The sequence below is a fragment of the Phyllobacterium sophorae genome, assembly GCF_003010965.1.
Lineage (GTDB): Bacteria > Pseudomonadota > Alphaproteobacteria > Rhizobiales > Rhizobiaceae > Phyllobacterium > Phyllobacterium sophorae.
Map to the genome: position 1 here is coordinate 1 of NZ_PGGM01000030.1, position 15,371 is coordinate 15,371.

At 57.6% G+C, this 15,371-nt stretch carries 11 protein-coding genes and 2 pseudogenes; 6 read left to right on the forward strand and 7 right to left on the reverse strand.

The genetic code is table 11. The features are described 5' to 3' along the window. Positions 1-180 precede the first annotated feature (180 nt). Positions 181-1,599, forward strand: a complete 1,419-nt coding sequence (locus tag CU103_RS30615) for an amidase (protein WP_106667785.1) — start codon at positions 181-183, stop codon at positions 1,597-1,599. Positions 1,600-1,841: 242 nt separating this feature from the next. After that, a pseudogene (locus tag CU103_RS32425) lies at positions 1,842-2,208 on the forward strand (transposase); the annotation flags it as partial. 317 nt (positions 2,209-2,525) lie between these two features. Here CU103_RS32425 and istB read toward each other — a convergent pair. Together istB and istA are read right to left on the reverse strand one after the other, a co-directional pair. Next, the gene (istB, locus tag CU103_RS30630) at positions 2,526-3,302 is read right to left on the reverse strand and encodes an IS21-like element helper ATPase IstB (protein ID WP_106667786.1); all 777 of its coding nucleotides are present in this window, start codon (positions 3,300-3,302) and stop codon (positions 2,526-2,528) included. A 13-nt stretch (positions 3,303-3,315) separates the two neighbouring features. After that, positions 3,316-4,868, reverse strand: a pseudogene (istA, locus tag CU103_RS30635) (IS21 family transposase). Positions 4,869-5,060: 192 nt separating this feature from the next. Between istA and CU103_RS31875 the strand changes: the two are divergent. From CU103_RS31875 to CU103_RS30655, 4 genes are all read left to right on the forward strand, one after another. Continuing rightward, the gene (locus CU103_RS31875; RefSeq protein WP_210203866.1) at positions 5,061-5,228 is read left to right on the forward strand and encodes a hypothetical protein; all 168 of its coding nucleotides are present in this window, start codon (positions 5,061-5,063) and stop codon (positions 5,226-5,228) included. 216 nt (positions 5,229-5,444) lie between these two features. After that, positions 5,445-7,034: a flavin-containing monooxygenase gene (locus CU103_RS30645; RefSeq protein WP_106667787.1), complete on the forward strand. Its 1,590-nt coding sequence runs from the start codon at positions 5,445-5,447 to the stop codon at positions 7,032-7,034. Positions 7,035-7,257: 223 nt separating this feature from the next. Continuing rightward, positions 7,258-7,989, forward strand: coding sequence for an SDR family NAD(P)-dependent oxidoreductase (locus CU103_RS30650; protein ID WP_170117165.1), 732 nt, complete (start codon positions 7,258-7,260; stop codon positions 7,987-7,989). Then, a complete protein-coding gene (locus CU103_RS30655) occupies positions 7,986-8,711 on the forward strand; it encodes an SDR family oxidoreductase (protein ID WP_106667789.1) in 726 nt (241 codons plus the stop codon). Before CU103_RS30650 ends, CU103_RS30655 begins: the two co-directional genes overlap by 4 nt. Before the next feature lie 125 nt (positions 8,712-8,836). On the opposite strand, the gene CU103_RS30660 is transcribed toward CU103_RS30655, so the two are convergent. From CU103_RS30660 to CU103_RS30680, 5 genes are all read right to left on the reverse strand, one after another. Beyond that, the gene (locus tag CU103_RS30660; protein WP_245449092.1) at positions 8,837-9,895 is read right to left on the reverse strand and encodes a helix-turn-helix domain-containing protein; all 1,059 of its coding nucleotides are present in this window, start codon (positions 9,893-9,895) and stop codon (positions 8,837-8,839) included. 284 nt (positions 9,896-10,179) lie between these two features. Further along, complete coding sequence (locus tag CU103_RS30665) at positions 10,180-10,524, reverse strand: DMT family transporter (RefSeq protein ID WP_106667790.1); 345 nt, start codon at positions 10,522-10,524, stop codon at positions 10,180-10,182. 480 nt (positions 10,525-11,004) lie between these two features. Continuing rightward, positions 11,005-13,098, reverse strand: a complete 2,094-nt coding sequence (locus tag CU103_RS30670) for an ABC transporter permease (protein WP_106667791.1) — start codon at positions 13,096-13,098, stop codon at positions 11,005-11,007. Then, positions 13,095-14,144: a quaternary amine ABC transporter ATP-binding protein gene (locus CU103_RS30675; RefSeq protein WP_106667792.1), complete on the reverse strand. Its 1,050-nt coding sequence runs from the start codon at positions 14,142-14,144 to the stop codon at positions 13,095-13,097. Before CU103_RS30675 ends, CU103_RS30670 begins: the two co-directional genes overlap by 4 nt. A 102-nt stretch (positions 14,145-14,246) precedes the next feature. Beyond that, positions 14,247-15,185 carry an ABC transporter substrate-binding protein gene (locus CU103_RS30680; protein ID WP_106667793.1) on the reverse strand — a complete coding sequence of 313 codons (939 nt, stop codon included), beginning with the start codon at positions 15,183-15,185 and terminating at the stop codon, positions 14,247-14,249. Positions 15,186-15,371 lie beyond the last annotated feature (186 nt).

Consider the following 15,371-nt stretch of genomic DNA (forward strand, 5'->3'; position numbering starts at 1 on the left):
AGGGGCCCGGCCCATACACCGCGAGGCCCCAAGACATCGTACAGGCGCGAGCCCTGTCGGAAAATGCTAAACCAGCGGCGAACCGCGCATAGTTTATTGTCGGCGGCCACCCCAAGCTTTCAGCACTTATAACAACGCCACCAGGGCGGCTACGAATAATCGGATTTAAGGACCCGTGTCATGTCTGTCGATATCGATCTCTGCTACATGCCGGCAACCGAGATCGCGGAGCGTATTCGCGCTGGTTCTCTGACGGCAAAACGTGTCATCGAGAACAGCCTTATGCGCATCGCTGCCGTTAATCCGAAGCTCAACTGCTTCTGCTCTGTCTATTCGGGCGAGGCACTCTTGATCGCCGAGGAACTAGACCGAGAGGCCAAGGCCGGCAGGTTCCGTGGCCCTCTGCACGGCGTTCCGTTCGCCATCAAGGATCTCACCCCCACCAAGGGCAAGCGCACGACCCTTGGCTCCTACGCTTACGCAGATTGGGTGCCGGATCACGACGCACCCATCGTCGAGGCATTGAAGGCCGCCGGTGGCGTAATGCTTGGCAAGACGACAACCTCAGAATTCGCCTCGTCCGGCTTCACTGAAAGCCCACTCTTGGGCATCACGCGCAATCCGTGGAATCCGGACCGCTCAGCTGGAGGCTCATCCGGCGGATCCGCTGTCGCCGTTGCCACTGGCTGCGTACCGATCGCGGAGGGCTCCGACATGGGCGGGTCAGTGCGCGTCCCCGCCGCCTTCTGCGGTGTGGTCGGCATGAAGCCCAGCTTCGGCCGAATCCCTTTCACGATCCTGCCGAGTGAGTTCGATCAGCTATCGCATTTCGGTCCGCTCGCCCGTACTGTTGCCGATGCATGCCTATTCCTGCAGGTGACCCAAGGCCCCGATGAACGCGATGTCCAATCGCTGACCGTGCCGCAAAACTTCCTCGCGCCGTTTGATACCGACCTTACCGACCTCAGCATCGGCCTCTGCCTCGACTTCGGCCGACGCGCGTGGCATCCCGAAGTCGAGGCGGCCGTGCGCGCCGCGGCGGGCGCCCTTTCCGAAGCTGGCGCTCGGGTGGAAAACATCAGCCTGCCTTGGGGTCTCGAGCTTGACGAGCTGTGGCTGAAACATTGGGAGGTCTATCTTGCCACCTTCTTCGGCCATACGTTGAAGACACATCGCGCCAAGATGGACCCCGAGCTAGTCCGGTATCTGGACAACGGACTTGCCACATCCGCGGTTGAGTTCAAGAGTCTTGAGATCGCGCGGACCAGCGCTTGGCGCAACCACCTTGCACCGATCCTCTCGCGCTACCATGCTCTGCTCTGCCCCACCATGGCTCGGCCTGCCGTGCCGCTCGGCGGTTCCGATGCCAGCTATTGGAAGGTGGACCCGGACGGCACCTACCACTGTCTCGATGTAACCGCGCCGTTCAGCCTGTTCAGTATGTGCCCCGCATTGTCTATCCCATGCGGCTGGAGCAGCGAAGACTTGCCGATGGGTTTGCAGATCGTCGCACGTCGCCACGATGATCGTCTCGCCCTCCGCATCGGCGCCACCGTAGAGCAGCGCATGCCCTGGGCTCACCGCCGACCCGGAGTGTAGGCGCCTTTTGGGTCGCGACCGGAAAGTCGTCAGCCTAAGCGTGCCGTCCAAATGGCCGTGCCGGAAAAGCACCCCACAATCCTCTGACTTCTGCGCCGCGTTGCGCAACCCGAAACGTTAGGCAGGAACGCAGACCATCGCAATAAAAGTGAACCAAAAAGCTTGTCGGATTCTTCATTCGAACCCGCCGCTGAACGAGCTGGATTTGAGCGAACTGGGCTCTGCCGCCGCGGCGATAACTGGGGCGGCCGGGATATAGCCCCGCAACCATATTGAAGCTCTATGTCTATGGCTATCTCAACCAGGTGCAGTCAAGCCGACGGCTGGAGCGCGAGGCGGGCTGCAACGTCGAACTGATGTGGCTAGAGTAGGGTGGATGCCAGTATCGAGCGGTATTGGTAATGCTCGACACGGCCGACCGGCAGGAGGACGAAGTTGCACAGATGCGAGTCCCTTGAAGCACCGATTGCACTCGACGCGGCGGCAGATGCGTGAGTTGCAGGCGATGGAGGAAGCTGTCCAAGACGCGCCGGACCACCAGATATCACTGACTCATCGCGGGCCATGGCAATGAGCGGCAAAGGCACCGGAATGGTCGGCTACAACGTCATGCGGCGGTCGACGCAGGAGCACCATCTGATCGTCGCGCACGAGGTCAACGGCCGCACCCAACGCAACGACAATGATCATCAGCAGGCGCCGCCAACTCATCCACGCCGTGATGGGCGTCGGACCGGTTGGACGTTCCTTGGCGAAACCTAGCGTAACCGGTCTATCAGGATCGCAAAGAGAGCGATGACCAATCCGGACAGCATGCTTTGTGCGGATTTCACTAAATTGGGACAGCGGTTTCAGTAAGTCGCGGACAAGCGTTTCGCTAAGTCGCGGACAACGGATGAGATCGAATTCCGGTTGCCTTGTTGCTGTTAGGAGTGATTGATTTCGGTTATTTCGGCGCCAGTCAATAGCGTCGGTGCTTTTCGCTTTCGCATGCTGTCGCCTTCGAGGGTTATGCGGTGTGCGTTGTGGACAATACGGTCCAGGATCGCATCAGCTACGGTGGCCTCTCCGATCATTTCATGCCAGGCGGCCACGGGAAGTTGAGCCGTGATCAGCGTCGATTTCCGCCGGTACCGTTCCTCGAAGATCTCCAGGAGATCGAGGCGCTGCCGATCGCTCAGAGTATGCGTTCCCCAATCGTCAAGCACGAGCAACTGAACGCGTGCCAGCTTGTCAACGAGGCGCGGAAAGCGTCCATCGAGCCTTGCCAGTGCAAGATCCTCGAACAGCCGTGGCATGCGAAGGTAGAGCACGGAATAGTCGAGGCGGGCCGCCTGTCGTCCAAAGGCGCAGGCGATCCATGTCTTTCCGGTGCCCGTTTGGCCTGTCAGAATCAAATTCTCGTTTGCCTTCAACCATGCTCCTTGCGCCAAGGATAAGATGTTCCGGCGATCCAGGCCGCGGTGAGCGCCAAAATCGATGTCTTCGATCGAGGCATTGGCAAAACGAAGCTTTGCCGCTGCCAGCCGATTGGTCAGACGTTTGTCTGTTCTCATTGCGATTTCGCGGTCAAGCATAAGGCCGAGCCGTTCGTCGAAGCTAAGATCATTTCCATGAGCCTGCTCGATAAGCTCGCGATAGGCGGCCGCCATTCCGGCAAGGCCAAGCGCATTCATCTGATCAAGTGTTGGGTGTGTCAGCATCTGGTGTCCTTTTTCATTGGTAGTAGGTTTTGCCGCGGATATTGCCGTGCGGCGGTGCCGGCTTGACGACCTCGCTCGTGGCCGGAGCTTGGTCGAGACCGGATTTGAGAATGTTGGCGACGGACGAATAGCTCAGTGCATTGATGATCAAGGCGCGTTCACACGCCAGTTCCAGACGACCGGATTTGTAACGCCGCGCCAAGGAGAGAATACCCTGCGCAGATCGGTAGCCTTGCTCGGGATGCGGGCGGGCGCTCAGCAGACGCTCGATAAATATCGCAGTATTGCTTCCGACTTTCGCCGCTTCCTTGCGCAATGTGTGCGGCGTCGTGTTCGCATAGCGCTGGTGGGACTTCGGCATATGCTTATTGACGGTGATGTGACCCGAGCGCTGCGAGCTTCGGATGTGGCTGGCAACACGCTTATGATCAAAGAAGATCTCGACCGCCCGATACGTTAGCCTGACATCAACCCGCCTGCCGATCAGGCCGTGTGGAACGGAATAGAAGGTCTTGTCGACCTCGACATGGTAATCGGGATGCACCTTTGCGACTTTCCATTCCGCATACTCAAACGGTGTTGCAGGAAGTGGCTTGAGCTGGGTGCGTTCAACCTCATCGAACAGTGCACGCCGGGATTTGCCGTAACGGCGCATCGTTCGGTGGTTGAGGTCCTCGATCAATGCGCTGATCCGTGCGTTCAGATCAGCGAGGCTGAAGAAGCGTTCGTTTCGAAGTCTGGCCAGAACCCACCTCTCGACGATTAAAACCGTCCCTTCGGCGGACGGTTTGTCCCGAGGATGTTTGGGCCGTGCTGGAACCACCGTTGTGTCGTAGTGCTCGGCGAAGGCGGCAAACGTCGCATTCAATGTCGGCTCGAACCAGAGAGCCTTGGCTACGGCAGATCTGAGGTTATCGCAGATCGTTGTCTTCGTCACGCCGCCGAAGTAGCTGAAGGCCCGTTGGTTCGCCTCGATCCAATCCGGCAGCTTCTGACTGAAGCTTGCATAAGAGAAGGTCAATTGCGACGCGCTCAGCACTGCAACGTAAATCTGCGCCGCGCGGCTTCGCCCGTCAACGGATCGATGATCGGGATCGTGTGGCCGGCATAGTCGCATTCCATTGCGACGCCGCCCACATGGCGGTTACGATAGGTGGGCTTTGAGCGGCTCTCGAATTCGGCAAAACGGCAGCAAAACCACGTGTAGCCGTAGCCGTTTGGATGGCTCTCACGGTATTCCTGCCACAGCAGATTGAGCGTCACGCCTTTGCGCTTCAGCTCGCTGGCAATCTTCGGCCAATCCGGCTCATTGGTGTCACGCGGCGGTCGCCCCATCCGACGGAAGAGCCGTCGCTCCAGTACCTCATCATCGTCCAGCCCAGGAGGAAGCGGCCAGACTGCAAGACCGGCTTCACGTGCCCGCAGCAAATACGTCGCTACCGACGTCTTGCTCATCTTCAAACGTTCCGAAACGGCGCGTATCGGCAGTTCCTGCTCAAACGTCAGCCGCAGTATTGATCGAATATCCTTCACGCTCGTATGTCTCGCTTGCTTCCGTCTGGGCATCATGTCCTCGCTCAAAAACACGAGGGCAAATTGCCAGATCGGCGCTCACGAAAATCGATCTAAATCCACCGTTTAATTTGTCCGCGACTTACTGAAATCCTTGTCCTGAACTTTGTGAAACCCGCATGCTTTGCCCGAACTCGGCTTTGCGATGGAGGACAAACCTCCCAGCCAATGTCTTCGGAACCGCCGATGATAGCGGCTACGATCACCATGGAAAGGGCGGCCATTGTGGTCTGGTTGAACCCGATCAAGTCCGAGCATGGTATTCCGCACCATGGGCGGGGTAGCATAGATGGCGCTGGCAATGAGACCGACGACCGGCCAAATCCGAACAACAGGAACAGCGGCATCAAGTAGGCAAATGCAGGCACAGTCTGCATGAGAACGGAACCGGGAGCAGGCCAACGGACCACAACCGCGCGCAATCTACGCTCTGATGGGGGGTGCCTCTAGGCATATTCCATCAATAATGCTGTCGCATTAACGTTACAGGGACATTTTTTGCAGACGCCGGTCAATATTCGCCTCGCATAGGAGGCCTATAGTCCGGAATCACCAATCGGGGGGACATCAATGCAGGATCGCGACGTTATTGTCATCGGGGCAGGCTTCGCAGGCATGTACATGGTCCACAGCTTGCGGCAGCTTGGTCTGAGTGTGTCTGCGATTGAGCGCGGAAGCGACGTTGGTGGCGTCTGGTACTGGAACCGCTATCCTGGCGCGCGTTGCGACATAGAGAGCATGAGCTATTCATATTCCTTCTCGGAAGAACTCGAGCAGGAATGGGTCTGGTCGCACCGCTATGCGATGCAACCGGAAATTCTACGCTATGCCGACTACGTGGCTGATCGTTTCGAACTGCGCCGAGACATCGTTTTTAACACGACGGTTGCCAAAGCCGAGTATTGCGAAGTCGAACGCCGTTGGCTCGTCAGCACAGAAACCGGCGAGATCTTTCGATGCCGCTACGTTGTCATGGCAACGGGCTGTCTGTCCGTCCCAAAGGTGCCCGACCTGCCCGGGCTTGGACACTTTGAAGGACCAGTGCTGCATACTGCAGATTGGCCCGCGGAGGGACATGACTTCTCCGACCAGACGGTGGGTCTCATCGGGACTGGGTCGTCCGGTATCCAATCCATCCCCATCATCGCTCACCAAGCCAGGCACCTTACGGTGTTTCAGCGCACTGCCAACTTCTCGATCCCGGCCTGGAACGGCCCGCTATCCATTGATCATGAAGCGGATTTGAAACGCAATTACCGGGCGCTGCGCCAGAAGGCGCGCCAATCATATGTCGGTGACTTTGCCGATGAGTATTATGTTTCGATCCTCGACCTGTCGCCCGAGGACCGCGAAGTTCAGTTCGAAAGACGCTGGCGGGAAGGCGGCTTCAACTACCAGTACGCGTTTACCGACGTTATGGTGGACGAGACAGCCAATGATCTTGCGGCAGAGTACGTGCGCAACAAAATTCGCGCCAAGGTCAAAGACCCACGGATGGCCGAGATCCTGTGTCCAAAGGACCATCCGCTTGGTTCGAAACGGCTATGTGTCGATACCGACTATTTCGAAACCTACAATCGCGACAATGTTACGATTGTCGATGTTGGGGCCGACCGGGTTGTTGAGATGACGGAAACTGGTTTGCGCACGCTGGACGGCGAGTACCAGTTCGACGCGCTGGTTCTCGCGACCGGCTTCGACGCCATGACCGGCGCCTTGAACGCGATCGACATCCGCGGTCGTGGGGGCGTGTCTCTCAAGGAACAGTGGCGCGACGGCCCGCGATCCTATCTGGGCGTGGCTGTGGCGGGTTTCCCCAACCTGTTCATCATCACCGGCCCAGGCAGCCCATCGGTGTTTGCCAACATGATCCTTGCCATCGAACAGCATGTAGAGTGGATCTCTGCTCTCATCACCTATGCTGAAGCGAACGAGGTTCGCGAGATAGAGGCAGAAAGCGAAGCGCAGGAAGATTGGGCGCGCATGGTGAGCGAAAGCGCCGACAAGACGCTGTTTGTGAAGGCAAACTCCTGGTACCTAGGTGCCAATGTACCGGGTAAGGCGCGCGTTTTTATGCCGTATGTCGACGGTTTCAAGGTTTATGCCGATGCCTGTGAAGAGGTAGCGAAAAGCGGCTACCGCGGCTTCCGCTTGAGCTAATAGAGCCGGCCGTCGGCCAAGCACCATGCGATCATCAAAGCAGCAGAGTAGTATCCAGATGAACTACATCGAGTTTTCCCCCCAAGATGCGCTTCGGGCTTGCGGCCCGGTCGCGCAGATATCTGAGACACATCTGCTTCACGAGGAGGCAGACGGGTGCGAAACGGCCATGAAAGGGCGACCTACTGTCGCTGTCGCGCAGTCGCGATCGCGGGAAAATGGATTGAGTTCGACGTCTCCAGTGGTCATTGTGGCCGGCGGTAGCTCAGGTATTGGACTTGCCTGTTGCCGGCGCTTTTCTGCCGAAGGGGCGAAGGTAATCTCATGTGACCTCAGGCAACCCGCAGCCGATCAGAGATGGGGAGAGTGGATTGAACTCGATGTCACTGACCCCGATCGCTGGCGAACTGTCGTTGAAGGCGTAAGCGCGATGTATGGCCGGCTCGATGCCCTGGTCAACTCTGCCGGTGTTCTGTTTGAAGGAACAGTTGAGAGCACATCATTGGAACTTTGGCGGAGGATTATGGCGGTGAACCTCTACGGGACATTCTTCGGCTGCCAGGCCGTGCTGCCCCTGATGCGGCAAAGCGGCGGCGGCGCAATCGTCAACGTGTCATCGGTTTCCGGGATCAAAGCTGAAGCTGAGCTTGCTGCCTATGATGCAAGCAAGGGCGCCGTACGTCTCCTCAGCAAGGAGGTAGCACTCTTCTGCGCCCGGCGCGGCGATCCCATCCGCTGTAACTCAGTACATCCTGGCGTGGTGGATACTCCCATGTTGACGGGTTTCTTCGCCGAAGCCACACTGTCGTCGGAGCAGGAGTGGAATAGAGCTCAGCCTATTGGCCGGCGCATCGGCCCCGACGAGGTCGCAAACCTCATCGTCTGGCTGTGCTCGCCGGATGCCTCATTCCTGACCGGCGCCGAGTACGTGATCGACGGGGGGGCAACCGCATGAAACTCGCCAGCAAAGTAGCCATCGTCACAGGTGCTGCCTCGGGCATAGGTGCTGCCATCGCAGAGCGGTTCCGTTCGGAAGGCGCAATGGTCGTGTCGGCTGATCTTGAAGCCATCCCTGGACCGGAGATACACAAAATGGATGTCTCGGTCGAGGAAGGCTGGGTGTCGCTGATCCTTGAAGTACTCGGCCGCCACGGCCGGGTTGACATTCTCGTCAATGCGGCCGGCATCTCGCTGAACGAAGATACGGTTGAGGCCTGCACGCCCGAAACACTCGCGAGAACCTTTGCGGTTAATCTAGATGGTATGTTTCTTGGCTGTAAGCATGTGATTGCGCCCATGCGGCGGCAAGGAAATGGCTCCATTATCAACATCGGCTCAATCCTTGGCCGCGTTGCTGACGGCGCCTCCGCTGCCTATACCGCGAGCAAAGGAGGAGTGGGCATGCTGACCAAATCGACAGCGCTTCACCTCGCCAGGACAGCGCTCGGAGTGCGCTGTAACCAGGTCTCACCGACCTACACACTTACTCCGATGATGGAGCGCTGGCTGGCTGAGCTTCCAGCCGGAAATCGCCGAGCGCTTGAAACTGCCCATCCGCTGGGTCGGCTAGGTCGGCCGCAGGAGATCGCTGCGGCTGCGCTGTTTCTGGCGAGCGATGAGTCGCAGGCCATCACTGGCGCGGACTTCCTCGTGGATGGCGGCTACACGGCGCAGTGAATCAGTGTCTCACCCTGCCGGTTTAGCGGCGAGGCGCACTGCTCGGGGAGGTCCACGACCCGCGCATTACGGCAATAGCGGTAGTCGCTTTTCGGCCGCAATTTCCTCCAACTGACGGGCAACGTTCAGCCGTCGCTTCTTCTTGGATGGCTGCGTAGATACTCTAGGAGCAGAAGGAAAAGTTCGCGCTCCGTCGTGATGTCGAGTTTCTCGTAAATACAGTTACGGTGATTTTTGACAGTGCCGCGACTGATACCCAACTTTTTCGCGATCGACACAGTAGGATAGCCAGCCAGAATGAGCTTCACGACCTCGCTCTCACGCGGGGTAAGCCTATTCATGCTGAGCGAGATCACGCCACCATCTATGTCCAGTCCGTCTGTCCGAACGGGTGCGTCCCGCAGGATATAAATCCATCCGTCGTCAAGTGCAGGCAAACCCAACTCGAGAGGTTGGATTGCGAGGGTGTGGCGACCGTCAATACACAGTGACGTATGGTTGCCATTCAAGGGTGCGTTCAGGCTGGACATCAGTCCTGGAAGATCTATTTCCGCTCGATCCCATCCGCTGCTCGCGAAGAGACGTTCGCCGCGAGCACCGGTGATGAGCACGGCTTGCGTCCCATGCGAGGCTGCAGCCATCGCGGCTTTCACTTCGAGCGTCTTGCCTATGCAAGAGAGATGCGCCTCCTGCAAACCGAGGATGAGCGGATAAAGATTCCGGAGCACCTGAATGCTCTCTACCGAGTATTTACCGTGTGTACGTTCGAGGAATAGCCCGAGCGTCGATCCGCAAAACCAGGGCAGAAGAACGCCAACTTCATCCGAGATGCCGATCATCGGGTTGAAGACCTTGATAAAGGTCCCGTCATAGTCCAGGGATGCCACATCTTGAAGCGTGACCACACCGCACCGCCGGCTACCCGCCCAGTACCGCAGAAATGGATCAAACTGATAGTAGTTCGACAGATACAAATCCCGACAGTCGTCCGGGACGCCCTCGCTAAAGAAAAATTCTGGGCTCACACCATCGAAATACCCGATAGCTGTGCGGCGATCCCAGTCCAAGAGCATCGCAAGGAGACACAGGAGACGATCATGAAAAGCGGCGCTCCCTATCGCGCGTGCCGTTTCTCCCAAAGTGCTGGCTAGCGGCAGACCGCTTCCGTCAACAATCCCAAGCATAACTACCTTGCCTTCGTTGATTATTGCTTCCTCCCGGCATAATACATAGCATCTCGTTCCGTATATTGGGATAACGACAAGAGGATAGGAAATTGCCGTTTGGTCTTGATTGAATCGAAAACTTCTGGGTGTTGCTGTCAGCGCACGCCTTTGTCAGAAGCGTCCCGGCTGGCTCCAGGGCCTCAATTGGCAGGGCGTCGCCAGCCAGTGGTTTCTTGAAAGGGCTCCCCATCTTGTGTTTCCCGAGGCAGCAACTTCCGCGGCCAGCCATTGGGAATACACTGTTAGTGGGTTGCAGACTGAGAGAACAACTGCATGAAAACCACGCCGCTAACAATCATGGCAATACCAATGATTGCCGCCATATCCAACACCTGTTTAAATATGACCACGCTGATGGCCGCGGTAAGCACAATGCCGAGACCTGACCATATGGCATAAGCAACACCGAGTGGCATACTTTTCAGTGCTTGCGACAGGGACCAGAAGGATACCCCGTAGAAGGCGACGACAGTCAGCGTGGGCACCAATTTTGTTAACTGTTGGGACATTTGCAGAAATATAGAGCCCGTGACCTCGAAGAGGATAGCGAGGCCGAGGTAGGAGTAAGCGACAAGAGCGCTTCTCACCGCTGTACCTCCAATATTCCCACGTTCATCATGATATCCCTTTGTTGCTAGGTCTTTCTCGCTGCTCTGCGGAATGAACCGATGAAGTGTTGCACAATTCGGACTGCCAATTTAAAACTATCGGACGTTGATTTGCTTTTTTTGGACAAATGTTGACGAGCAGCCAAGCGATCAAAATTGTCACTTCCATGAGTTTGCGGTCTTGGCTGTGCGAGAGGATCCGACCTCGCTGGCGAAGCGAATTACAGCGGTTCCTTCGACGACGGCCAATTTCCGAAAATACCACCGCACGAGAGAATTCTTCCGGCGGTTGCAAGCATCGCCCCCACGCCCTCTTGCAAGGCGAAGGAATTCTACGAAAGCGCAGCTATCGCCCCATAAGATAGAGCTAGCTACGTGTCTCCTTGCGGGCTTGAACGTAAAGGGAGCGCCACGCTCTTCGTAGCTGCAAGCATCACAAAGGAGTCAGCTTTTCCAATCTCATTCCATGGAGCCGGCCTGTCGGGCGCCCGCTTGGGTCAGCCGATCGGCCAGGATCGCAAGGAAGGCGATCGAAAGACCCGCCACAATGCCCAGTCCTGCATCAGCTTTACCGAGCGCTATGTAGACTTGCTGGCCAAGGTCACGAGTGCCGACAAGGGCAGCAATGGCCAGCATCGACAGGGCGGCCATGATGGTCTGGTTGATCCCGAGCATGATCACGGGAAGCGCAAGGGGGAATTTGGCTTGCATAAGGATCTGGGAAGGCGTCGCGCCCATCTGCTGAACAGCTTCGACCACGTCAGCGCGGACATTGCGGAGGCCATGCTCAACATAGCGGATCGGCGGCACGATCGCGTAGAGCATGATCGCAATAAGGGCAGTGAACTCGCCGACCTTGAAGAACATGAGAGCCGGGATCAAAAAAACGAACTGCGGGACCGTCTGAAGCCCGTCGCAAATTGGCCGCAGGATTTTGGAGGCTCGCTCACTATGCGCGGCCCAGATACCTAGCAATCCACCGATCATAAGACACAGGATCACGGCGAGCATCGTCAGGTACATCGATTGGCTGAGGGGCGCCGATAGGCCCGATACCAGGATGAACCCAAAGCCGAGCATGGCGAAACACGCAAGTCCTGTGCCGGCAAGTCTATAGGCCAACAGCCCAAAACCAAGAACGAGCGCCGGCCAGGGCAAGCCTGCGAATCCTTGAAACAGAAGCAGTCCTGCCATGCATAGGGCAACTGCAAGTCGCCAACCGTAGGATCTCAACGCCAGAAACGCGAGCGCAAGCCAAAGCACGACATACGCCGCGATCATGGTCGGGGTCAACGCGAAACCCCACAGGGCAGGCGTTGCCGCCCCGACGATGCCAAGTCTCAAGGGTAGCAAGAGGCTATAAAGGACAACATTGCGCGCGCCGTTGAAAAACCAAGCATAGTCCCGAACGATACCCGTCAGCGAAACATTCACGATCTCCACTTGTTGACGCAACGCTGTCGAAGGCAACGCCCATGCATCGGGCCAAAGATGCCGCTGGGAAACGGCCGCGACCAGAGCAACGACAACGATCATCGCTAGGCGCCGCCAGCTCATCCACGCCATGATGGGCGTCGGACCGATTGGACGTTCCTTGGCGAAACCTAGCGTTAACCGGTCTATCAGGATCGCAAAGAGAGCGATGACCAATCCGGACAGTATGCTTTGCCCGAACTCGGCTTTGCGCATGGAGGACAAAACCTCCCAGCCAATGTCTTCGAAACCGCCGATGATAGCGGCTACGATCACCATGGAAAGGGCGGCCATTGTGGTCTGGTTAAACCCGATCAAGATCTGAGGCAATGCTGAGGGCACCTCGACCTGCCAGAATTGCTGCCGTCGCGTGCAGCCGCTCATCAGCCCGGATTCCCGAATGTCGCTCGGTACCCGATCAAGTCCGAGCATGGTATTCCGCACCATGGGCGGGGTAGCATAGATGGCGCTGGCAATGAGACCGACGACCGGCCCAAATCCGAACAACAGGAGCAGCGGGATCAAGTAGGCAAATGCAGGCACGGTCTGCATGAGATCAAGCAACGCCAATAGCCCTGGACGGAAGCTTGGGAACCGATAGCCGAGCACGCCAAGCGCAAAACCGAGACCGACGGCAATTGGCACGGCCAAAAGCACCAGCGACAGCGTATTCATGCTCTGCGGCCAGTAGCCGGCAACGACCATGTAGCTGAGGGAAATGATGGAAAAGAGGGCGAGCCGAGCTCCCCCTGACTTCAACGAAACTGCTGAGACAATGACCATCATGATCGGCCAGGGGAGCCATGCCAGCGCGCCTTGCATGGCACGCATAGGGACATCTAAAAACGCCGAGATGCTCCTAAACAGCGGCTGAATAACTGGCACGGTCGCGTCGCTCACGACGTTGATCCACGCTGCAATCGGCACCTGCCAAACCGTTGGAAAGTTCACGAGCCAAGGGGCGCTCCGCTGCAGGGCGATGCAGGCGAACGTGAGAGCGACCAGTGCGCCCCAAGCGATAAGGCCGGGTTCAACAGTGAGAGGCCGGATGGGTTGGTCAATGCCACTTACCGTGCTCATGAAGCCTGCCTACGAGAATCGCGCTCAAGAACAGCCAAGACATCGACGGCGGCAATCATCCGCCGAGTACCATCGGCCTGCACTACGCCGAAAGCCTTCACACCGCCGGTGATAAGGGGGATCAACTCCTCGATGCTAGCGCCAGCGTCAATGTCGTGGTCGACCACCGTCCCATTGATCGCCGTCGCCAGGTCACCCGCCTTGATGACACGCAGAAGTGGCGTATCCTCGGTGAATTGGGCCACATAGTTGTCGGCCGGATTGAGAACGATGTCGGCCGGCCGGCCGATCTGGACAATCTTGCCCGCACGCATGATCGCGAGGCGGTCGGCTAAGCGAAAAGCCTCAGCGATGTCGTGGGTGATGAAGATAATGGTTTTCTTGAGCATCTTTTGCAAGCGCAGGAACTCGTCCTGCATCTGCCGACGGATCAACGGATCAAGCGCAGAGAACGGCTCATCGAGAAACCAAAGTGCTGGACCCACTGCGAGCGAGCGAGCGATGCCCACGCGCTGCTGCTGGCCGCCGGATAGCTGGTTCGGAAAGGATTTCTCCCGACCGTCCAACCCCACCAGCGCAATCATCTCACGGGCCCGTTCCTCCCGCTCCTTCTGGCCTTTTCTCTGGATCTTGAGGGGGAAAGCCACATTCTCGAGCACCGTGAGATGTGGCAAAAGGCCAAAATTCTGGAACACCATGCCCATGTCGTGTCGACGAAGCTCGATCAGTTCCTTGGGGGATGCCTTCAACAAATCCCGGCCGTCGAGCAAGATTTCGCCTGCACTGGGTTCAACAAGCCTCGACAGGCAACGCACGAGGGTTGATTTGCCTGAGCCAGACAAGCCCATAATCACGAAGATTTCGCCAGTGGCCACCTCGAACGACGCGTCAACCACTGCTGGCAAATGGCCTTCGGCCCGCATCCGGTCCGCCAACGCATCCGGATCGATCTTGTAGCCTCTAGAGTCAAAATAATAGGAAGGTCGGTTTCCATAGGCTTTCCACACGTTGTGGCAAGCAATCTTGATCGGTCGTTCTTGCGTCATGACATTGGGCCCATGTGGTTTGATATAACTGTCCTAAAAACCGCGCCATGGGCGCGGCTTATAGGCAGAACACAGCATGAAGGCGCTGAGCCTTCCGGCCACTTACTTCTTGGCGGCGTCGATCCAAGGCTGCCAGGTCGACCCATGGCTATCGAGCCACTCTTTCACCACAGCGTCAAGATCCTGGCCCCTCTTGTCGATGGCCAGCATCATCTTTTCCTGCTCCTGCGCGTTAACCTTGAGCTCCTTCAGCAACGCATATGCAGCGGGCCACTTGGCGCCGAATCCGGACCACACGATCTTGACCGATTCTGGCTGCGTGATGCAGTGTTTCTCGGCCTGCTCCTTGCAAGGCGGCATCTTCACCCAGCCGACCTCATTCTCGGCCAAGGTGTAGTGCGGACTCCAGAACATCATCAACAGGGGTGTCTTGGCCGCTTCCGCCGCCTCAAGCTCGGCCACCATGGCCCCTTCCGAACCCGACGGCACGGCCGTGTACGGCATACTATTGTCCGCCAAGATTGTCGCGGAGCGGGAACCCCACTCAGACGGATAGTCAAGGAAACGGCCGTTCGGCGCGGTTTCCGGCGTCGACAAAGCCTGAACACATTCAGGCTTTGTCAGGGCCGTCCAATCCGGCAGGCCCGGACAGATCTGCTCCATGAATTTCGGATAGATCCACCCCTCCCTCGTTTCCAGGCCAAGGCTGCCGATATTTTCGATTTTTTTGGTTGCCAGAACCTTCGGGTAGATGTCGCCTACATTGTTCAGCCAGATATCAACCAAGGCACTTATCGTGCCGTCGGCCAGGCCTGAAAATACTGGGAAAGCGCTGGCGGTGACATATTCGACCTTGTAGCCAAGCTTCTGCAGCAATTGGCCGGCGATGTGCGTCGAGACGTGTTGGCCGGTATATTCCAGCATGGGGAGCTTGATAGGCTCATCCTTGGCACCAAGGTCTGCAGAACTGGCCGGCGCATTCGTGGCCAAGACGAGCGCAAGCGCAGTGCCTGCGACGTTCCAAACTGGACGTTTCAGCATGATCTTCCCCTTTGTTGTTAGGTCTTTGCCGCTGCTCTGCGGCATTACCGACTGAAGTATTGCACAATCTGGATAGCCAATTTAACATTCCCCGACGTCAATCTGCGTTTTTTGGACAAATGGCGGCGAGTGGACAGTCGATGAAATTCCTCCTACTCGTGCGGCCCAACCTTAACCGGCCGGCGG

Excerpts from the sequence above, each read along its gene's own strand:
- CU103_RS30615 (WP_106667785.1), top strand. The coding sequence starts at position 181 with ATGTCTGTCGATATCGATCTCTGCTACATGCCGGCAACCGAGATCGCG.
- istB (WP_106667786.1), bottom strand. The coding sequence starts at position 3,302 with ATGCTGACACACCCAACACTTGATCAGATGAATGCGCTTGGCCTTGCC.
- CU103_RS31875 (WP_210203866.1), top strand. The coding sequence starts at position 5,061 with ATGATAGCGGCTACGATCACCATGGAAAGGGCGGCCATTGTGGTCTGG.
- CU103_RS30645 (WP_106667787.1), top strand. The coding sequence starts at position 5,445 with ATGCAGGATCGCGACGTTATTGTCATCGGGGCAGGCTTCGCAGGCATG.
- CU103_RS30655 (WP_106667789.1), top strand. The coding sequence starts at position 7,986 with ATGAAACTCGCCAGCAAAGTAGCCATCGTCACAGGTGCTGCCTCGGGC.
- CU103_RS30660 (WP_245449092.1), bottom strand. The coding sequence starts at position 9,895 with ATGCTTGGGATTGTTGACGGAAGCGGTCTGCCGCTAGCCAGCACTTTG.
- CU103_RS30670 (WP_106667791.1), bottom strand. The coding sequence starts at position 13,098 with ATGAGCACGGTAAGTGGCATTGACCAACCCATCCGGCCTCTCACTGTT.
- CU103_RS30675 (WP_106667792.1), bottom strand. The coding sequence starts at position 14,144 with ATGACGCAAGAACGACCGATCAAGATTGCTTGCCACAACGTGTGGAAA.
- CU103_RS30680 (WP_106667793.1), bottom strand. The coding sequence starts at position 15,185 with ATGCTGAAACGTCCAGTTTGGAACGTCGCAGGCACTGCGCTTGCGCTC.